We start from the raw sequence: 20,072 nt of genomic DNA, 5'->3' as shown, positions 1-20,072 counted from the left end.
TTGTCTTGTTTGTGTTCAGCCGTTGCGGAAGGTGTAGCTGTACCCGTTGATCGCTGGCGCACCGCCAAGATGGGCGTAAAGAACATTCGAGCCCTTGGGAAAGAAGCCTTTCTTCACGAGGTCGATCAGACCCTGAATGGATTTGCCCTCGTACACGGGATCCGTAATCATCGCTTCGGTCCGCGCGGCAATGCGCATGGCCTCGACGGTTTCTTTTGAAGGCACGCCGTATGCGGGGTAGGCATAATCTTCCATCAAGATGATGTCGTCGCCGGCAATGGCAGGGCCATCGACCAGAGCCGAGGTCTTTTGCGCAATATCGAGCACCTGCGCCTTGACCGGTTTGGGGGTGAATGAACCGTCGATGCCGATGACTTGGCGCGCCCGGCCATCGTCGGCAAACCCGACGACCATGCCAGCATGTGTCGAACCGGTAACCGTGCAGACGACGATGAAGTCGAACTTCATGCCCATTTCCGCTTCCTGGGCGCGCACTTCTTCGGCAAACCCGACATATCCAAGACCGCCGTATTTATGGACGGATGCTCCAGCCGGGATCGCGTAAGGCTTGCCGCCCTTCGCCTTGACCTATTCCATCGCGTTCAGCCAGCTATCGCGGATGCCCACGTCGAACCCTTCATCGACAAGCTGGGAATTGGCACCCATCAGCCGTGTCATGAGAATGTTGCCGACGCGGTCATAGACGGCGTCATCGTGCGGCACCCAGCTTTCCTGGATCACATGACATTTCATGCCGATCTTTGCTGCCACAGCCGCTACCAGCCGGGTATGGTTAGACTGTACGCCACCAATGGAGACTAGCGTATCGGCACCCGAGGCGAGCGCGTCGGGCACGATATATTCGAGCTTGCGCAGCTTGTTGCCACCCATCGCCAGACCCGAATTACAGTCTTCGCGCTTGGCGTAGATGTTCACATCACCACCAAGAAAATCCGACAGGCGCGACAGGTGCTCGATCGGTGTCGGGCCAAAAGTCAGGGGATAGCGTTCGTAACGGTCGAGCTTCAGCATGGGCGGGCTCCGTAATGAAAAGGGCGGTCCCGCTGACTGGACGGCCCCTGAGGTGACGTCCGCACTATCCCATATTCCTCATGAAAGGTGCTTCCTTATTGGATGTCGAAAATACTGTGTCCTTTCTCTATTTTCATTAACATTGTATGTTACACGTCACCGTACATAACCAATCTGGAAGATTCTTCCATGTCAGAAAACCTAGATCGAATCGACGTATCCCTGCTGCGCCTGCTCCAGAAGAACGGCCGGATGGCCAATGCAGAACTGGCTCAGGAGGCGAATATAAGCGCTGCAACATGCCATCGCCGTGTCCAGCGCCTCATGACAGAGGGTTACGTGCGCGATGTCCGCGCACAGCTTGAGCCGGCAGAACTCGGTTTTGGTACGCTGGCTCTCGTCGGCGTCGTTCTTGATCGCTCGACACCGGACAGCTTCGGCCTGTTCGAACAGGCCGTACACAACATCAGGACGATCCTGGACTGTTATCTTGTGGCCGGGGATTTCGATTATTTTCTCAAAATCAGGGTAAAGGACATGGCGGATTTCAACCGGTTTCACGCCAGCCGCCTTATCGCCCTGCCTGGCGTACGTCAGACACGAACATTCTTCGTCATGAAGGAGGTCGTGGATGGGCGACCTCTACCGCTCTGAGCGGGGCGCGCCGGTCAGGAACCGCTGCCTTATACCTATGCTCAGTCTGCAGCGCCTCCGTCGGCATGGGACGATATGGTGGCAGACCTGCCTCCGACTGGTAACTTGTCTCTCCTCCATTCTTTCAAAAATCATCTTTCGATTGGCGTTCAGAGCATCAGACGTCTGGGCGACCTATGTCCGCAAAGCGGATTATTTCCGAATGCATGAAATGTCGGGGATGTAGGCGACTGCCGCCTGTCTGCTTTGTTTTTTCTGAGTCGACAGACGGTCAATTATGTCGAGTAAAAACCCATTCATGAACGCTTCTCTCATCCGGACAGCACAGGCCTGATCCCTCCATGTGCACAGCAGATCCACACTGAAGAAGTGGAGGCGTCTGGACTGTGAGCGTGCCTCCAAAGGAACGTCCGCTAACATGACTAAGCTGAAGGCCTTTCTGGGCCGATAACCGAACATGTCTCAAGGTCATCCCCTCAATCGCTGCCTCGGGCAAACCTAACCCAACGCCGGCTGTCTTGGCATTTATCGCAGTCAGATCTGTTATGGTCACATCATGAATATGCGGGGTCGTTGATGTTACTGGAGAAACGGGATCGGTCATCGAGACAGTCTGCTGCACGAGGCCGGGTTGCGGATCGTGAGATGATCGATCCTGATCTGGCTGGACTCCCTGACAACGACCATCCACATTGGAGAATTGGTCGCCGTAATACCTGAGATCCGTCCATGCTGCACATGCGAAAACTCAATCAGCCAAGGACGTGGCAGACCAAAACGTTACTGACATTGCCACTGCACGATCGCGCATATCGTCTCTATCCGCGCTTCGGTGGTGCGGCTTCCCCAGGTTCACGAGAGGGCAAAGCAGGGGCTCATCACACCGCTGATCGAGATTTTTCGTGCAAATGGGACCCGCGCCTATGTGGGAGATGGGAGCAATTTCTGGCCTGCAGCGCATGTGCTCGACGTTGCCCGTCTTTATAGGCTGGCCATCGAGAAGAGGGCGACGGGTGCTGCGTGCGGCGATCCGAGTGGTGTGGAGCGCGCGGTGATGACGTCGTCTGTGGCGGCCGCAAGCCGAAGGGTCGGTAGCCCGGACTGCGAATGCGACGAGACGGTGTGGACCGATCCGGATCCCTCTGGTGTGGACGCCTATACACGCTCATATCCGGATCAGACTATCAATGTAGTCTTCCTCCACCTCTTGCTGGCGCTATTTACCCAGCCCATATTCCTGCCGTCGTCCGACACTGCTTAACAGACACGGAGGATTCCAAAATGCATTTTTCTCGTATGATTCAGGCCGGCACCTTTGTTGCAACACTGGCCTGCGGCGCGGCTGCCCTGCCTGCGCAGGCTCAGGATACGTTGCGCGTCGTTGATGCACGGGGACACCAGGTCGGTATCCTGGTCCCGGTCCAGGGCATCGCAACGACAGCGGCAATGCCTGATATCGACATCATGTTCGAGGCCGTTGATCGCATGATGGCACGCAATATGGCTCTCATGGAGGCGGTCGATCGGACATTGGGCTCGCGGCTGGACGGTGTCCTGCGCGCTGTTCCGGCTGTTGGTCATGACCTCCCGAAACAGAGCATGTCCTGGCAGCGTTTCGAGGCGGTCAGCACCGGTGGACCCACCGCCTGTACGCAGACGATCACGATCACATCAAACGGTCAGGCGGCGCCAATCGTTCATGTGTCACGCACCGGAAGCAAGTCCTGTGCGACGCTCCCCGCGCCGACGGCAGTTGACAATCCCGGAGGTCAAAAGACTGTTTCCACGGCTCTGACGCCCGCCGTCGAGACGCGGATGGAAGTCCCGACAAACGGACGCGCTGGAAGCGCTCTCTAAAACAGGTGGTGGCGGGAAAACCCCGGGCCACCATCATAGAAGGAAAATATATTGATTTTCTGTGATCATCGCCATGATGTTTAACGAATATCAACAAAACCCCTGTAATTTCCGTCCGCAACACCGCCACAAAAAATAAATACAAATATAAATAATAAAATTATCCATGAAAAAGGATCTGCATTTCGTGCCCCTTGACGAGGCAAGCATCTCTTCCAATCTTGCTTTCGCTGGAAGCCATCGGGTCCGGCATAGGCTCTGTGAGCCAGACAACTGAAGTCCATGTTGCTTTAATCGGAGGATGTGGATGTCGACACTGAAAGGACTTTATTCCCGCTATCGCCGCTCCTTGCGTACAGCCGCCCGGAGATGGCGCAACCGACTGGAGGGAGGCGTATCATGGTAACGCGCCCCCTTTTCGGAGACGATCCGCTCGCTCCGCGTGTCCTCTCCGTGCTCCGCCGCCTCGGTCATGACGGACGTGGCGTGACGCTGACGTCTCTGGTGGCCCATACCGGTATACCGGGGATCAGACTTCGCTCCACGCTGGAACGCCTGGTCCAGGCGGGCGCGGTCGCCCCTGCCGGGTGTGATCCCCTGGCTTCTGATCTCGCGTTCCGTCTCCCCATGCGGGCAAGAGCCGTACCGCCAGTTCCGGTCGCGGCGTAAGGCACTGACCGCGCCGGGTAGATCAGAAACGCCTTCTCCGAGCGGAAGCACCATCTTTTCTGGAACGACCGCACGAATGAGAGGGTGGAGCGGGGCCTTGCATCGGAGGCCCCGCGTCTCTGAAGATGAAATCAAAAGCAGCAAGAACAGGGAGATGTCGAGTTTTATCCATTTTCTCAACCTGAAGGCGCTTCAGCACTATTGGAATAACCATCCCCCCGTGCCCCGTTCACTGGGGACAATGAGGCCAGTTTGGTCGCATTCCGCCGGAGAGACGGAGCGAGCGGAACAGACGGCCAAACAACCTCGGCGCCTTCGGCAGAGGGAGAGACCACACGTCGCTGTGGGTCTCGTCCTCATGCTGCTGGTCGGAATGGCCTCGCAGGCATCGGCTCATGCGCCGCATGATGTGCTGTCGTGCGAGACAGAAAAGCAGCCGGTGAACATTCCATCCATGCCACTGGCCCGCGCCATCGAGATATTGGGCCGGCAGACCGGGTGCCCGGTCCTTGTCGACCCAATCCTTATGGACGGCCGGACCTCGGCAGCCGTCAAGGGCGCCTATACGCCTCAGGCCGCCCTCCTGCATCTGTTCGGGTCCGTGCATGTCGACGTCACCGCCACTGTTTCGGGCTTGAGCGTCAGCCCTCTGGATGCGACGGCTCTGACATCGGGCGACACACGCCCCGGCCTGAGGACTGCATCATGACTCTTCACACGGACAGGCCAAACAGAATTATGTCGCTTCCGACCGTTCAGATCGGTACAGAGCTGGCGGTCCTGCTGGCCGACTATCTCGGCGACCAAGAAAAAAACCAGGGATATAACGGCCTCATGCGTCGGGCGGCTGACCATCTGATTTACCACTTGGTATCTCGCTGGAGAACCGCGCCAGACCCGGAAGCGACGGCCGTCGCCGTGGTCCAAAAACTCCTGCCTGTCGCTGACCGCACGCACATGGCTAAGGCCTTGGCTAGTTGTTGGGAGACCTCGAAAACCAGCTGACATTGGCCTTGCCAAAAGGCGTGCGAGACCTTGCCCGAACATTGTCTTGTCGCCTGCCACGCTGGCAGCGGCTTTGAACCGGATGTACGCCGGAAGGGCCACGACGTAGGAACTATAACCCAATTCATAGATGGGAAAACGGCTATGGAAGACCTCTCCATGAAACGTTCCTGGCAGAGCAGGGACTGGTCCCGCTTCATCAAGCTGTTCAGGGGCCTGACATTCTACGAGTGTTTTGAACAGGCGATCATTCTGACCCTGATTGCGCTCATCATGCTGGTCACCGCTATCGCGACGATTCATCTGATCAGCGCGGTATGGCATCTGGTCGTCGATGTCGGAATCGATCCGATCAACCAGACGATCTTCCAGGCGATTTTTGGCGCGATCTTTACTGTTATCATCGCGCTTGAGTTCAAACACTCCCTGCTGGTCGTTCTTGCCCAGCATGAGAACGTCATCCGGGTACGGACCATCGTCCTGATCGCCCTCCTGGCGATTGCCCGCAAATTCATCCTGCTGGATATGCATGATGTGACTGCCATGGAACTGTTCGCTCTCTCGGCGGCTGTTCTGGCGCTGGGCGTCGTCTACTGGCTGGTCCGCGAGCAGGATGCGCGTGTCGCGCGCGATGCCAGGGAACAGGCGCATCTCGAAGATAATCCTGCGGCCCGCTGTGAGCCTGAACGGTCTTCATCCTGAAGAATCGAGGTAAAGGCGGTCTATAACGCCGCCTTTACTCAATCCCCACTACCTCCCGTGCGATGAGGACGTCTTCTCCGGCGTCTCTGGCCCTGACGGTGCCAGATGATCTGTGTCGATGGGCCGGAACGGCGGAATGGGTTGTCCGGGATAATAGACCGGCCCCTTGTAGTTCTGATCCAACTGGCTTGCGTTCAAGCTGTCGACCAGCATATCACCCGTGCCGTCTTCGTAATGAGTGCGAGCCCCGGTTTTGGGGATTGTGGACGTGCCCTCAGTCGCCCTCGCATTGAACGATGTTGCAGCCGTCCGGACAATATCACCAGCATGTGCGCCCGACTGGCTCAGTAGAGACAAGCCCAGAGCAGCGCACGACAGAAATATTTTCATCCTCTTCATGCTCATGACCTTTCGAGATTCTTTCCCGGCCGGATGAATGGCCGGGGGAGAGTTTTCGTCACGCCATCAGGCTGCCTCTTTCCGCGCCTCGATCTGGGGTACGGCTTCCTCCGCACGGGTTGTAGAGGACGTAATCGCGATACGACGCGGCTTCATCGCTTCGGGTATCTCACGTTTCAGAGTAATGGACAGAAGTCCGTTCTCGAAGTGCGCATCGGTGACTTTCATATGCTCGGCCAGATCGAAGCGGCGTTCGAATTCTCTGCCCGCAATACCCCGATGGAGATATTCGGCGGCGCTTTGCGGCTCCGGCGCCTTTCGTCCTGTCACGACAAGAGTATTGCGCTCCTGTGTGATCGTAAGGTCGGCCTCGGCAAGTCCGGCAACCGCCATGTCGATCCGGTAATCATCCTCACCGGTCTTGACGATATCGTAAGGCGGCCAGTTATCGACCGCTGGAATCCGGCTGGCGAGATCAAGGGCGTTGAGCATTCTGTCAAAACCCACGCTCGAACGGAACAGGGGAGCAAAATCAACGGTGGCTCTCATAGCCATATCCTCCTTTGAGCAACATGGACACAAGATCAAAACTGATAGTTCTGTCTGCCGACCCCTTTGGCGGCCGGCAGATTCAATCTGGGCACTCCGTGCATGGTGTCAAGAGGTATCAAAAATGCAGAAAGGCAGGTTTGGGCGTCCTCAATCGTTCGCGTGTTCAGAGTGGACCAGAACAATGCCTGATAGCATCGGATGGAAGTTGCTAGCCGCGGCATTCGCCGCGACCATGCTGAGTGCCGCTCCGGCGGAGGCCTGGCCGTGGATTTATGCTTGACCACCAATTGTCGTTCCACCACCAGTCGTGGTCGCGCCGCTAGCTGTCAGTTGGGGTGGGCGGTCTCCTTCAGAAGGTTTATCAACCGCCGGTATGGCACATCAATGCCGCAAGGAGGCCTTCCACCCCATCTGACATGTCTTGTTCTATGATACGTTCTCAGAAGGGGCTGCTCTTATGCAGCCGAGCGGAGAATGCACTCGGGTGGGAGGAAACTCCATCAGCTCATGGTGATTGCGGACTGTCCGCTTAGGAGCTTGGCGAATGGGGGCTTGTATGTCCGGGATGAGGCGGAAGCCGCCGCTGCGCATCTCGCACTTCGCAAGTGCGGCCGATCTCTCGCGCCGTCAGTCGAAGGACGCATCACACCGGGAGAGTGTGGCTTCGTCTCCGGTTCGCATTTAGCGTGTCTTTCCATCCGTTGCGCTGTCTGAACCGCGCCGGAACGGCGCCAGCCTGTCGGAAAGATAAAGTCGGTTCATCCGCCGCAACTCATCGGGCGCGCCCGACGTCGTGGGCGCGTCGTTCGCGAGCATGCCGCGCAAGACTTTCATGGTGTTCAGAACGACCGCCGCGATGTCTTTCGCCAGCGCCTCATCCAGTCCCGGCGCACACACGCGCAGAGCCGCCGCAATTCCGGCCACGGCATGACCTCGCGCGCGGTCGCGGATCTCCATCTTGTCAGTCCGCGCCTCCATCAGGGCGGACAGCGATTTCACACGCGGATGAAGCGTGACAAGCAGTTCGATCAGGATATCCGCCAACGCTTCCGGCGAAAGCGTGGCCGCACGTTTGGCAAGTGCTGCGTATTCGTCTTCCAGAATGGCGATATGCCGCTGCACCAGAGCGTCCGCCACAGCCTCCTTGTTCGGAAAGAAGCGATAGAGCGAGCCGATCTTCGCCCCGGCGCGCGCGGCGATCTCCGCCATGGTCGTCGCCTCGTAACCGCGTTCCGCCATCAGGTCGGACGCAGCCGCGAGCAGTTCCTCGACGCGCTGGCGTCCGGCCGAGCGTAGCGGCTGAAGAGGTGTCCGTTTTGCTCTTGACGTATTTGAGTCCATCCTCAAATAATGCTCCTGTTTGAGTATATGCTCAACTTCTAACGGTTCCGTGCGGTCTGGACAACGCTTCGGGACGGTCGCGCGAACGTCAACAGGGAAGCTCACGCCATGATTTCACTTCCGCCCACCCGGACGGCCCTCGTCCTGATCGATCTCCAGAAGGGAATCACGGGACTGCCTTTGGCCCCGATACCGGGGGCCACGATCGTCGAACGATCGAAAGAACTCGCGGCGCGTTTCCGGGCCGCCGGTGCTCCCGTCATTCTGGTGAATGTCGCGTTCGCGCCCGATTTCGCGGACGCGGTGCATGCGGTCGTCGATCGCTCCTTTTCGCCGCCCGGAGGCTTTGCTCCCGACTGGACCGAACTGGTTGACGGGCTCGCCGGACCGAATGATCTGCGTATCACGAAACGGCAATGGGGTGCCTTCTACGGCACGGATCTTGACCTCCAACTGCGGCGACGCGAGATCACGACCATCGTGGTCGGTGGAATCGCCACCAATCTGGGTGTGGAATCTACCGCCAGAGCGGCGCATGAGCACGGATATAACGTCGTGCTCGTCGAGGATGTCATGTCCACATTCACCGAAGAGATGCAGCGCTTTGCCTGCGAAGAGATTTTTCCCCGTCTTGGCCGGGTGACGACGAGCGACGCGATCGCGCTGGATGCGTAAACGCATGGCTCATGTCTGCGCGTCTCACGGTTTCCCGCGAGATCATTCATGAACGCCAGAACGTCGTTGCCAGCCTTAGACCCGGATCAACTGCCTCCGGGCACCTGGAAAATCGTGAGCGTCGCGGCGGTCGGATCTTTCATGGCGCAACTGGACGCCACGATCGTCAATGTGTCGCTACCAGATCTCGTCGCGACCCTGCACGCTCCGTTTTCACACATTCAATGGGTGGTCAGCGGCTATCTGCTGGCGCTCGCCCTGACGTTGCCACTGAATGGATGGCTCGTAAGCCGCCTCGGGGGGCGAGCGGTCTATTTATGGTGCTTCGGTGCCTTCACGCTGACATCAGGCCTGTGCGCACTAGCGTGGTCTGCGCCGTCCCTGATCGTATTCCGGCTGCTGCAAGGCATGGCGGGCGGACTGCTCGCCCCTATGGCGCAGATGACGGTAGCTCGTGTGGCGGGCCGACAGATGCCGAGGGTCGCGAGCGCGATGACGGCACCTGTTCTGCTCGCGCCGCTTCTTGGACCCGTCGTCGCCGGTGCCATTCTCTCCGTCGCGTCCTGGCGATGGATCTTTCTTCTCAATGTGCCGGTCGGGCTTGCGGCTTTTGCCCTTGCCGTTCTGTTTCTCCCTGACGATCGACATGACGAGCGTTTCCGTCCACTTGACCTGACAGGGCTAGGATTTCTCGCGCCCGCTCTCGTCTCGTTTCTTTACGGCATGGATCATGTCGCCCGGCCTTATGGACAGGCGACCTTAGGCGCGTCCCTCGTGCTGTTCGTCCTGTATGTCCGATCCGCGCGACGCAAGGGTGATGACGCGCTGATCGACCTGCGCCTGCTGCGTGCGCCTGCCTTTTCGGTGTCGGCGATCATCATGTTTCTGACGAACGGGGTATCGTTCGCTGGTCAGATGCTTCTACCCATATGGCTGATCCACGCCTGCGGTGTCTCGCCCGAGCGGACGGGCCTGTTCATGGCACCCCTGGGTCTGGGGATGATGTGCGTCTATCCGCTCATTGGGCGTCTGAGTGACCGGTTTGACGCGCGCGATCTGACCGGTTGCGGGGCTCTTATCTCGTTGGTCGGAACAGTGATTTTGGTGGTGCTTGCCTATAGCGGTCTGAACGTTGCCCTGCTGAGCGTCGCCCTGCTTCTGCGCGGTGGTGGCGGAGGAGCCGTGGGCATTCCGGCGATGAGCGCGGGGTATGCGTCGATCGCTCGGGACGATATTCCCATGGCAACGACCGCGCTGAACATCATGCAAAGGATCGGGGGGCCGACGTTGACCACGGTGTGCGCCACATTCCTTGGATGGCGGCTCGCGACAACCGGTCCGTCTCATATCCCATCAGAGGCTTTTGCGGAAGCATTTGGAGTGCTCGCGTTATTTCATGGCGTTCTGCTGCTCACGACGCGCTTCATCAACCACCCAGAAAATAGCCGCGAACCTCGACAACCTTCGACGTGACTGTACTTTGAGCGGTCACCAAAAAAAACAAATTCAGGCAAGCTCTGCTGAATTTTTCTGCTTTGAGGGCGATTGCCGTCAGTCTGCTGTTGTCATGCCGAAGAGTAAGGGAGGATGAGAATGGAAAGGTGTGTTTCAGGCGCGGTGTGAGAAACGATCCCATGCGGTAATTTCACGGGTGAGTAGAGCGACCTCACGAAGATAGATTTCCGTTTTCAGGAAATGCAGTTCGTCTTCTTTTTGGGCTTGTGGCACTTCCGTAAACCACGCTTTGGGGCGACCATCGGTGCCGTCATTCCAGCGGTAGCCACGGGCCTTGAGTTTCTCTTTGAGATCAAAAGGCGCATTTTCTGCCCAGATCTGCCAGCGGGGTTGCCGCGCTTCCTGAAGCAGGGCGGAGAGGGCTGGGGTCTGTGTTTTAGGCAGACGTGTGGTGAGCAGGGTAACACCAGCCAGACAATCATCGGCGGCCCGGTGTCCATCAAAAAACCATCCGGCCTGCATGACGAGATAGCCAAGGCTGCGCCCTTCAAAGCCTTCTGCCTGCCAGGGCACATCTTCCATGGAGCAGGCCCAGGGCACTGTGGAAAACCCCTCCCAGAAGCGTTCGGCAAACAGCCTGTCAAATCTGGCATTATGGGCAACGATGAGGGCTGCCTGCGTCGCGAACTGGGCGACCTCTTCAGGGGCTATGGTTTTACCTGCAACCATCTCCTGTGTGATGCCGGTGAGGGCGGTTATTTCGGGAGGGATAGGGTGGGAAGGCTCTCTCAGACGATTGAAGGCTGGTAAGGTGCCGAGAATGCGGCCATCCAGCGTATAGACAAACGGCACCATCCCGAATTCGATAATTTCATGACAGGCCGGGTCGAGGCCGGTCGTTTCCAGATCCAGAAAAAGGCCTATACGGGTGTGATCACGTGGCCCCTGCGTCTCAAGCGGAAGGGGCGCGATACGACGTAAGACCCGGTAAGCGCCCGTGGCTTCCAAGGTGCGTGCTTGGGCTTCCAAAGGCGCGTGTTTCACAGAAGTTCTCCCTTACAGTCTGGTATGATAGACAGGAGACAGTCCGTTACAGGCTATGGCAGCATTAGAAGGGAAAAGTCTCATGCGAAAAGCCAGTTTTATCCTCGCGACAGCTCTTGGTCTTTTAGGGCCTGTTGGTTGTTTTGCCCAGTCATCGGGGGACTGGTTGCCACAATCAGGTGTGAAATCTCCCTATAGTCCTTTAGCGGTTCCCACGATGTTGAAACCGCTCCCGATGTCTTTGACCGAGTTATTGAACAAGGGCTTCAAGGTCATCAGCACGACGGACTATTCGGGGCAAGGGGTTCTTTTAACAATAGAAGGGCGTAAGCAGACGGTGTTGTGTGTGTTAACTGCACCTAATCCCCAGACAGATCAGAATGTGCCGACGTCACGCTGTTGGGCCTTGAATTAAGTGACCGATTTCCTGTCATACATTGATTGGAAAGAGGTGTTCGGTTGAGCGAAGGTGAATCTTTCTTTGGGTTGTGTCCTGGCTGTTATGGGTGGCTTCACGGCCTAACAGGTCATGAAGCCAAAGCTCTCGAATGTGACTTTCCTGATTTCTGAGCGTTGTTGAAACCAGATGGCGAAAGGAATGAAGGGTGACCTGCGTTGGCTTGTTCAGGTGCCGTTTATGTTGGGAAAAGGTCAGGTCAAAATTGGCTCCCGTACCCCGAAATTGGAGATAGGCACTTCAATGAAGAAAGAGAGGCCGGTGTTTCTGAATTCCGTAGAGACGTAAGCGGAAGTTATCTTCAGTGTACATTTTGGTGATCGTCAGAATATCTGATGCATCTGTATTGTACCCAGAGAGCGAACAGAACCTTCCGGATATGACAGGCTTGTTTTCTCGCGGGCAAAAGCGAGGAGTGCTGTTTCTTTAATGGTTCTCAGTTTGTCATGAAACCTGTTGCAAGACCAAGAAAACCATAGGCCCAGAGAAGATAGGTCATGAACAGTGCCATCATGACTGCGGTCCAATGCGCCATCTGTTTCTGACTGCGTTGTTCGGTCTTGCGGGGTCGGCCTGGTCGACGTTTGACCGTGACGGGTTCTGGCGTAGCGGGTTGATAGCCAGTTGTCCGCTGGTCGATAAACGCATCCAGAGCGGCAATTGGAAAAGCCCTGTCCCGTTTGCCATAGGTTACGGAAGCTGGACCACGTCCCTCGCTCACCAGATTCCGTAATCGACCATGGCTAATGCCCAGATAGGTTGCGGCATCGCGATAGCGCAAAACTTTAGGCGTGACGGGTGATTGGGCCAAGGATGCAGGACTCCCCAAAAGATACAAGATTTCAGATTGTTTTTTTGGGGGAGAAGAACGGCGTTAATCCGTGAAAACCTGATAGCACAGGACGAGAGATCAGAGAAAGAAAATTCTTTCTCTGATCTTTCATTTCATTTTCTGATGAAGTGATGGGGATCTGACAGGAGATGAAGAGACCTCAGTCCTTCAGCGGTTTCTCTTCTGACAGCATACCTAACACACGTTCAGCCTCCTCAATCTGACGACTGATGTCTTCAGGAACGGGCTGGTAATAGCGATCCAGTGATTTCAGATCGCGATGACCGGTCACGCGTTTGAGGTCGAGCGGATTGGGTAGCAATTTTGCTAACCGGCTGGTTGCTTCATGTCTCAGGTCGTGAAAGGTCAGATCTTTCAGTCCGGCATCTCGTACCATACGGCCATATCGAACACTGAACGCTGCTTCAGTCCCGACATCAAAGAGGCGCTGTGTTGGTTTGGGCTGATGCGGAAGCGTTGCAAGCTTCTCGATCAGGAGGCGACGTGCGCCAGGCGTGAGGGGGCGTATCTCTGGCCCGTGCTCTTCCTGATGGCGATGCGTCTTGGTCTTTCCGCTTTCGCCGCCCAGCTTCAGGGTGCGACGCTGAAGGTCAATATCGCCCCAGCGAAGCTGGAGGGCTTCGCCCCGGCGTGTGCCCTGCTCGATCGACCATCGCACAAGCCAGACATCATCCGGGTGAGGGGAGGCGCTGACGGCTTCAATCAGGCGTTCAAATTCTCCAGGGAGGGAAGAGTCCCGATTTTCCTTGAGACGGCGGTTACGTTTTTTGTCAGCCCCCTCTGGTCGTTTTACAACGCGGCCAGACGCATGATTGACGATGGCGATATCCCATTCCGAGATGGCATGCTGAAGAATAGAGGCCAAAAGATTAAGGCGTTTCACCACAGTTGCAGCTGCATATCCGGTTGCGGTCATGCGTTCACGGAAGCCACGGACGTCTGCGGCTGAGAATTTCGATAACCGTACCGAAGACAGTGCGGTGTCGCGCAGGATGGCTGGGATATGCCCGATCCGGTCGGCTTTCCGATCGGCCATGCACTCATCGCGATACCGTTCAACAAGTGTGCCAATCGTCATCTTGTCGAGAGGGCGTGTATCTGTGAACTGGCCAAGCTCTGCTTTGGCGGCTGTTTCATTGAGCCAGCGTCGGGCCTGTGCCGCAGTGGAGAAAGTCTGCTGCACCCGGCGGCCATCGACCACCTTACGGGTCATGTATTGCCTGGGGCCACGATAGCTTACGCCGCGCGGTAAAGCCTTGCCTGTGGCGGGATCTGTACGCCCGCTCATGACATCACCTGCCGGCGTGTTGATATCTTCCACCATGAGAAGATACTACGACGTTCCTCGCGATGGTGCAAAAATGGTGCAAAAACTAATATTTTTTGGAAGAGTTTCGCCAAAAAAGCCAATGAAAACAATGGCGTCCCGTACGGGATTCGAACCCGTGTTGCCGCCGTGAAAGGGCGGTGTCCTAGGCCTCTAGACGAACGGGACAAGAGGCTGATGCGGCTTCCTACGAGAAAAATATCTTCAGCACAAGCAGATTCTTTTGGGTTGTATGCGTATTTGGTAGGAAAACGCTGGCAAACGTTTGATTTTTGGCAGAATACGGTCAGTTACAGGGATAGAGCTAACGTAAACGCCCAAAAGCATATGGTAATAATGGGGATGGCCCATAAGAGTCATGTAGCAAGGGTGATGTTGGCAAGCTGGGTCAACACCTAACTTCGGAGAATATAACTTTTCCAAATATTTAATGGGTGCGCTCCAATTTATGTCAGCAATTTTCATACATTAAACAGGCGGCTTTTTGCCCATAAAGGCAGGTTCTGGAAATCTTTTTCGCGTTTGAGGTGTTTGGGCTCTTGCATCTAGAGCAGAAGCCTGCTTGCAGAGGCACTATGCAAGGTTTGTCAGAAAATACAGGTTGGTTTCCCGTCGTGTTTCGCATGGAAGGCGAGCGGGTTCTTGTTGTGGGTGGCGGAAATGTTGCCGCTAGCAAGGTGCAACTTCTTGTATCCACAGGTGCGCGGGTTGAGGTGCTTTCGGCTTCCTTGTGTTCCGAACTTGAACGGATGGTGGATAAAGGCGCCATACACCATTTTCCGCAGGATACATCTGCACAGGATTTGCAGCCGCGCCTTGCTGGCTGTCGTTTGGTTTATCTGGCAACCAATGATCGAGATCTGAACCAGGCACTTGCCACTCTATGCAAAGCGGAGAATGTGCCAGTTTGCGCTGTGGATGATCCGGCTATTTCCACATTTATTACGCCTGCATTGGTCACACGAGGGAAGGTGCAGGTTGCTATTTCTACGGGAGGAGCCGCTCCCGTTCTTGCCCGTAGGTTAAGAACAATGGTGGAGCGTGTTTTGCCTGAAGGTCTGCACCGTCTGGCAGATTTTATGTCCACTATGAGGGATGAATTGCGCCAGCGTATCCCTGATACCTCGGCACGTCGGCAGTTGTGGGAACATTTTCTGGATGGAGAAGGTGCGCGCATTGCTTTGGCAGGCAATACGGTTGAAGCCACACGCAGCCTGAAAGAGCTGGAAGAGGGGAATGCTGCCCGCGGTGAGGTCTGGTTGGTTGGGGCCGGACCGGGTAATCCTGATTTGCTAACTCTGGCAGCTTTACGGCTTATGCAGGATGCGGACGTTATTCTGTATGACAATCTGGTCGGTCCAGAAATTTTGAATTACGTGCGGAGAGATGCCGAGCGTGTTTTTGTAGGAAAAAAGCGCAATCGTCATACATTGCCGCAGGAAGACATCAATCATGAACTGGTGCGTCGTGCACAGGCTGGCCAGCGGGTTTTGCGTCTGAAGGGCGGAGATCCTTTTATATTTGGCCGAGGTGGGGAAGAACTGGAAACATTGGTAGAAGCCGGTGTGCCGTTCCGGATTATTCCGGGTATTTCTGCTGCCAATGGATGTGCGGCATATGCTGGTATTCCGCTTACACATCGTGATTGCGCGCAGGCTTGCCTATTTATTACGGGACATGCGCGTGCAGATGGCGTGCTGAATCTGGAATGGGAAACCATTGCTCTTAAAAATCAGACAGTGGTGATTTATATGGGGCTGACAATGCTTTCTCAGCTTTGTGCCCAGCTTGTTAAGCACGGATTGCCTGAAAACTGGCCTGTCGCTGTTGTAGAAAAAGGCACTTTGCCAGAGCAGAGAGTATGCGAGGGCACATTAGCGACCCTACCAGCACTGGTGGCCGAACAGCAGATACAAAGCCCGGCACTGGTGATTGTTGGAGAGGTTGTACGCCATCGTGTGATCTCACCGCGTTACTAATTTAAGATACAAGACCAAGCCGTTGATATTTGCGGCACCTTTGCCAGCCGATTTAAAAAGTCGCCGCTTATCGGAAAGACAGGACAGAACATGATAAACACTTCATTACCCCATGCAGACGCTGCCAAGCGGGCTGAAGCTGTGCTGGCGGAATTAAAAGCGCAGTTTAATGAACGTGTTTCGTGCAATGAATCTGTTTGTGAAGCCCATAGTCATGGAGAGGCTTTGCAGGTGGCCCGCATGCCCACTGCTGTGGTGTTTGCTGAAAGCACGGCGGATGTATCCGAAGTGCTCAAGCTTTGCCATCATCATCAGGTTCCTGTGGTTGCATTTGGGGCAGGCACATCGGTGGAAGGGCATGTTACGCCCCCAGAGCATGCCATTAGCCTTGATCTTTCCCGGATGACAGAAGTGCTGGAAGTTAATCCGGCAGATCTGGATTGCCGTGTGCAGGCTGGCCTGACCCGGCAAGATTTGAATGTTCAGCTGCGGGATACGGGTTTGTTTTTTCCGGTTGATCCGGGTGGAGAAGCAACATTGGGCGGCATGTGCGCCACGCGTGCTTCTGGCACAGCCGCTGTGCGTTACGGCACCATGAAAGAAAATGTGCTTGGGTTAACAGTGGTGCTGGCCAATGGGGAAGTTATTCGTACTGGTGGGCGGGTGCGCAAGTCTTCCACCGGGTATGATCTTACTTCTTTGTTCGTAGGGTCTGAGGGCACGCTGGGGATTATTACAGAAGTGCAGTTGCGTCTTCATGGTATTCCCGAACAGCTCTCGGCTGCCATTTGCCAGTTTGAAAATCTGCATGATGCCGTCAGCACAGCTATTGAAATCATCCAGATGGGGGTGCCTATCGCCCGTGTGGAACTGATGGACGATGTGCAGATGGCTGCCAGTATCAGTTATTCTGGCCTGACAGATCTACAGCCTCTTACAACCCTGTTTTTTGAATTTGCTGGTGCACCAGAATCCGTGCGTGAACAGGTGAGTGTTACGGAAGATATTGCGCGTGAAAACAATGGGTTGCGCTTTATGTGGGCCGATACGGCTGATGAGCGCGCACGCCTTTGGAAGGCACGGCATAATGCCTTTTGGGCTGCCAAGGCGATTGATCCGGCAGCGCGTGTTATCAGCACGGATTGCATTGTGCCCATTTCTCGCTTGGCAGATTTGATAGATGGCGTTCGGCAGGATATTGCGGCCTCTGGCTTGCAGGCTGCTATTTTGGGCCATGTTGGTGATGGCAATTTCCATACCCTGATCATGACAGAAGATAGTGATGCCGGGCATGCCCGCGCACTTGATCTTGACCGCAAGATTGTTGCACGAGCCTTGGCGATGGGGGGCTCATGCAGTGGTGAACATGGTGTGGGTTTGGGCAAGCTGGAATTTCTTGAAACCGAGCACGGGGCAGGGGCTCTGTCTGTCATGCGGGCGTTGAAAGCAACACTGGATCCGTTGAACATTCTAAACCCCGGCAAGCTGTTGCCAGAAGGGCCTGTGTTCAAAGGGTAAGGAGCGTACGGGTAGCTTGCCCGTATAAACTTGACATTTACGTGTTATTTTCTGTTTATACACACAAAATCGTATTTATCTGGAATGGACTATAAATCATGTCTTCGTCCTTTTTATCCCGTAGGGTAATGCTTGCCGGAATGGGCGTGGCCATGATGGCCCCCTACGGTGTTGCGCGTGCAGATGATCAGGTTTTGCGTATCGGCATTATTGCCGGTGAAGATGAAGATGTTTGGCGCGTGGTGGCAGAAAATGCTGCCAAGGAAGGGCTGACACTCAAGATTATTCCGTTTTCAGATTACAATGCGCCGAATGAGGCATTGGCTGAGCACGAACTGGATGCAAATGCGTTCCAGCATGGGCCATTTCTGGAAGCACAGAACAAGGCCAAAAATTTCCATATTGTTTCTGTCGGCAACACGTATCTGTCTCCCATAGGTTTGTATTCTCGGCGCTGGAAGTCTGTTGCAGAACTGCCCAACAAAGCAGTTATTGGTGTGCCTAATGACCCAACGAATGAAGGGCGTGCCCTTTTGCTGCTGCAAAAACTGGGGCTGATTAAAGTGGCAGAAGATGCTGGCTTAGTGCCGACTGCATTGGATATTACCGAAAACCCACGCCAGATTTCTGTAAAAGAAATGGATGCCGGAATGGTGGGCCGCGCGCTGCCAGATATGGATGCTGCTGTGGTAAATACAGATTGGGCCAACAAAGCAGGTATTGATTTACAGAAAGAGCGGATTGCGCAGGAAGCCCCGCAAAATAATCCGTATGTCTGCTTTATTGCGGTGAACGAAGCAGATAAGGGCGCACCATGGGTGAGCAAGCTGGTTTCAGCTTTTCAGCAAGATAATGTCAAACAGGCGTTGGCACAGGCTTTTCACGGTGCAGTTGTGCCGGGTTGGTCATGAGTCTTTTACAGGTTGAACATCTTACCCGCTCATTTGGTGGGCAGCCTGCCCTTAAGGATATTTCGTTTACGGTTGAAAAAGGCGATAGTCTCGGCATCATCGGGCGCTCTGGGGCGGGCAAGTCCACCCTATTACGGTGTCTGTGCGGGCTGGATCGCCCCCAATCGGGGCGTATTTTGTTAGAAGGGCAGGATCTGGCGGTTCTTCCAGAATCTCAGATTATTCCTTTACGTCGGCGTATGGGGCTTGTGTTCCAGCATTTCAATTTGCTGACATCCCGCACTGTGGCGGCCAATGTGGCTTTGCCATTAGAAATTGCAGGCATACCGCGGGATCAGCGGGTGAAGCGTGTAGCGGAACTGCTTGATCTGGTAGGTTTGGCCGATCATGCTCATAAATATCCGGCTATGCTCTCTGGTGGGCAAAAGCAACGTGTTGGTATTGCCCGTGCCCTTGCAGCACAACCTGCCTTGCTGTTGTGTGATGAGGCCACTTCTGCGTTGGACCCTGAAACAACAGAGTCGATATTGGCTTTGTTAAACAGCATCAATCGTGAATTAGGGCTGACTATTGTTTTTATTACGCATGAAATGGACGTTGTGCGTGCATTAGCCAAGCATGTTCTTGTGTTGGATCATGGCCGGGTTGTGGCACGTGGCCTTCCGGCGGATATTTTGGAAGAAACCAGCCTGCAAGCTGCTTTACCCCCGAATATGGAACGCAGCCCGCAGGAAGGTAGTCATGCAGTGGTAAGGTTAACGGTGGACCAGAACCTAATTATGGCACCGTTACTGCGAAATGTGCAGCAGATGTGCCAGACACAGGCCTCTTTGTTGCGCGTTATTCCTGCCGAGGATGCGGAATATCAGGTGTTGGATGTTTTGTTGCAGGTTGGGGATGTTTCCGTTGCGACCATGAATTTTCTTCAGCAAAATTGTCATGCAGCAGAAGTGGTAGGATATGTCCCGGCTCATTCTTGATCTGCTATGGCACGCTACAGTCGAAACGCTGATAATGGTGCTGGTATCTGGGTTTATTGCAGTACTTTTTGGGCTGCCATTAGCCGTTTTTATGGTTGTTGCAGGGCGTGGTGGTCTTTACCCATTGCCTGTGCTGCCACGTTTACTTGGTGTGGTGATTGATGCCATCCGGGCTGTGCCATTTATTATTCTGCTGGTGCTGCTTATTCCATTTACGCGAATGGTTGTTGGAAGTGCGTTGGGCACAACGGCTGCCATTGTCCCGCTTTCCATTGCTGCTATTCCGTATTTTGCACGCATTGCCGAGGTTTCGTTGCGGGAAGTTGATCATGGGTTGGTGGATGCCGTACGTGCCATGGGCGGAACACGGTGGATGGTTATCCGTTATGTTTTGCTACCAGAAAGCATGCCAGCACTTGTATCTGGCATAACGGTTACACTGGTGACCTTGGTGGGTGCATCAGCTATGGCCGGTACTATTGGGGCTGGCGGTTTGGGGGATCTGGCTATTCGTTATGGCTATCAGCGCTTTAACACCACAGTGATGTTAGGAGTGGTTGCCGTATTGATTGTGTTGGTGACGGGGATGCAGGCTTTGGGCAACTGGCTTTCCCGCATATTACGCCATTCTGAGCGCACCAGAATAGCCGACTAAAGTTTAA

18 protein-coding genes, 1 tRNA gene and 1 pseudogene are annotated in these 20,072 nt (G+C 55.2%); 13 read left to right on the top strand and 7 right to left on the bottom strand.

The features are described 5' to 3' along the window. Positions 1-15 precede the first annotated feature (15 nt). Positions 16-1,029: pseudogene (locus ACP7IZ_RS08605) on the bottom strand (1-aminocyclopropane-1-carboxylate deaminase). 192 nt (positions 1,030-1,221) lie between these two features. Here ACP7IZ_RS08605 and ACP7IZ_RS08600 point away from each other — a divergent pair. The 5 genes from ACP7IZ_RS08600 to ACP7IZ_RS08580 all read left to right on the top strand — a co-directional run bounded on the left by ACP7IZ_RS08600 (position 1,222) and on the right by ACP7IZ_RS08580 (position 5,919). Further along, complete coding sequence (locus ACP7IZ_RS08600) at positions 1,222-1,686, top strand: Lrp/AsnC family transcriptional regulator (protein ID WP_061487257.1); 465 nt, start codon at positions 1,222-1,224, stop codon at positions 1,684-1,686. A gap of 1,281 nt (positions 1,687-2,967) precedes the next feature. Next, positions 2,968-3,543, top strand: coding sequence for a hypothetical protein (locus tag ACP7IZ_RS08595; protein WP_061487160.1), 576 nt, complete (start codon positions 2,968-2,970; stop codon positions 3,541-3,543). Between the two features lie 1,027 nt (positions 3,544-4,570). Next, on the top strand, positions 4,571-4,921 hold the full coding sequence (locus ACP7IZ_RS08590) for a hypothetical protein (protein WP_231888574.1): 351 nt from the start codon (positions 4,571-4,573) through the stop codon (positions 4,919-4,921). Between the two features lie 29 nt (positions 4,922-4,950). Beyond that, the gene (locus tag ACP7IZ_RS08585) at positions 4,951-5,217 is read left to right on the top strand and encodes a hypothetical protein (RefSeq protein WP_244896452.1); all 267 of its coding nucleotides are present in this window, start codon (positions 4,951-4,953) and stop codon (positions 5,215-5,217) included. Positions 5,218-5,361: 144 nt separating this feature from the next. Beyond that, on the top strand, positions 5,362-5,919 hold the full coding sequence (locus tag ACP7IZ_RS08580) for a phosphate-starvation-inducible PsiE family protein (protein ID WP_426848742.1): 558 nt from the start codon (positions 5,362-5,364) through the stop codon (positions 5,917-5,919). 465 nt (positions 5,920-6,384) lie between these two features. Here ACP7IZ_RS08580 and ACP7IZ_RS08575 read toward each other — a convergent pair whose 3' ends face one another. Next, positions 6,385-6,867, bottom strand: coding sequence for an Hsp20 family protein (locus tag ACP7IZ_RS08575; protein WP_063354962.1), 483 nt, complete (start codon positions 6,865-6,867; stop codon positions 6,385-6,387). Between the two features lie 684 nt (positions 6,868-7,551). Beyond that, on the bottom strand, positions 7,552-8,211 hold the full coding sequence (locus ACP7IZ_RS08570) for a TetR/AcrR family transcriptional regulator (RefSeq protein ID WP_063354547.1): 660 nt from the start codon (positions 8,209-8,211) through the stop codon (positions 7,552-7,554). A 108-nt stretch (positions 8,212-8,319) separates the two neighbouring features. Between ACP7IZ_RS08570 and ACP7IZ_RS08565 the strand changes: the two genes are divergently transcribed. Both ACP7IZ_RS08565 and ACP7IZ_RS08560 read left to right on the top strand, forming a co-directional pair. Further along, positions 8,320-8,886 (top strand): hydrolase, encoded by a 567-nt coding sequence (locus ACP7IZ_RS08565; protein ID WP_426848741.1) that lies wholly within the window; start codon positions 8,320-8,322, stop codon positions 8,884-8,886. Positions 8,887-8,934: 48 nt separating this feature from the next. Beyond that, positions 8,935-10,359: a DHA2 family efflux MFS transporter permease subunit gene (locus tag ACP7IZ_RS08560; RefSeq protein WP_048837087.1), complete on the top strand. Its 1,425-nt coding sequence runs from the start codon at positions 8,935-8,937 to the stop codon at positions 10,357-10,359. Positions 10,360-10,494: 135 nt separating this feature from the next. Here ACP7IZ_RS08560 and ACP7IZ_RS08555 read toward each other — a convergent pair whose 3' ends face one another. Further along, positions 10,495-11,385: a 3'-5' exonuclease gene (locus ACP7IZ_RS08555; RefSeq protein WP_006560305.1), complete on the bottom strand. Its 891-nt coding sequence runs from the start codon at positions 11,383-11,385 to the stop codon at positions 10,495-10,497. 82 nt (positions 11,386-11,467) lie between these two features. Here ACP7IZ_RS08555 and ACP7IZ_RS08550 point away from each other — a divergent pair, with 82 nt between their 5' ends. After that, complete coding sequence (locus ACP7IZ_RS08550) at positions 11,468-11,800, top strand: hypothetical protein (RefSeq protein WP_426848740.1); 333 nt, start codon at positions 11,468-11,470, stop codon at positions 11,798-11,800. Positions 11,801-12,278: 478 nt separating this feature from the next. Here ACP7IZ_RS08550 and ACP7IZ_RS08545 read toward each other — a convergent pair whose 3' ends face one another. From ACP7IZ_RS08545 to ACP7IZ_RS08535, 3 genes are all read right to left on the bottom strand, one after another. Next, a complete protein-coding gene (locus ACP7IZ_RS08545; protein WP_052944628.1) occupies positions 12,279-12,653 on the bottom strand; it encodes a helix-turn-helix transcriptional regulator in 375 nt (124 codons plus the stop codon). Between the two features lie 181 nt (positions 12,654-12,834). Further along, positions 12,835-14,019, bottom strand: a complete 1,185-nt coding sequence (locus tag ACP7IZ_RS08540) for a tyrosine-type recombinase/integrase (protein ID WP_082786083.1) — start codon at positions 14,017-14,019, stop codon at positions 12,835-12,837. Between the two features lie 95 nt (positions 14,020-14,114). Continuing rightward, a tRNA-Glu gene (locus ACP7IZ_RS08535) sits at positions 14,115-14,190 on the bottom strand. Positions 14,191-14,597: 407 nt separating this feature from the next. On the opposite strand from ACP7IZ_RS08535, the gene cysG reads away from it, so the two are divergent. The 5 genes from cysG (at position 14,598) to ACP7IZ_RS08510 (ending at position 20,065) form a co-directional block, all read left to right on the top strand. Then, the gene (gene cysG, locus ACP7IZ_RS08530; RefSeq protein ID WP_426848739.1) at positions 14,598-16,001 is read left to right on the top strand and encodes a siroheme synthase CysG; all 1,404 of its coding nucleotides are present in this window, start codon (positions 14,598-14,600) and stop codon (positions 15,999-16,001) included. Positions 16,002-16,091: 90 nt separating this feature from the next. Next, entirely contained in the window at positions 16,092-17,519 is a 1,428-nt protein-coding gene (locus ACP7IZ_RS08525; RefSeq protein ID WP_426848738.1) for an FAD-binding oxidoreductase, read from the top strand. A 98-nt stretch (positions 17,520-17,617) separates the two neighbouring features. Next, positions 17,618-18,430: a MetQ/NlpA family ABC transporter substrate-binding protein gene (locus ACP7IZ_RS08520; RefSeq protein ID WP_426848737.1), complete on the top strand. Its 813-nt coding sequence runs from the start codon at positions 17,618-17,620 to the stop codon at positions 18,428-18,430. Beyond that, complete coding sequence (locus tag ACP7IZ_RS08515; protein WP_426848736.1) at positions 18,427-19,410, top strand: methionine ABC transporter ATP-binding protein; 984 nt, start codon at positions 18,427-18,429, stop codon at positions 19,408-19,410. Before ACP7IZ_RS08520 ends, ACP7IZ_RS08515 begins: the two co-directional genes overlap by 4 nt. Continuing rightward, positions 19,391-20,065: a methionine ABC transporter permease gene (locus tag ACP7IZ_RS08510; protein ID WP_426848735.1), complete on the top strand. Its 675-nt coding sequence runs from the start codon at positions 19,391-19,393 to the stop codon at positions 20,063-20,065. Before ACP7IZ_RS08515 ends, ACP7IZ_RS08510 begins: the two co-directional genes overlap by 20 nt. Positions 20,066-20,072: the final 7 nt, after the last annotated feature.

Source organism: Acetobacter sp. AAB5, assembly GCF_050106715.1.
Classification (GTDB): domain Bacteria; phylum Pseudomonadota; class Alphaproteobacteria; order Acetobacterales; family Acetobacteraceae; genus Acetobacter; species Acetobacter oryzifermentans.
The sequence above is the reverse complement of the archived record's forward strand: the minus strand, read 5'-3'. Positions and strand labels throughout refer to the sequence as shown.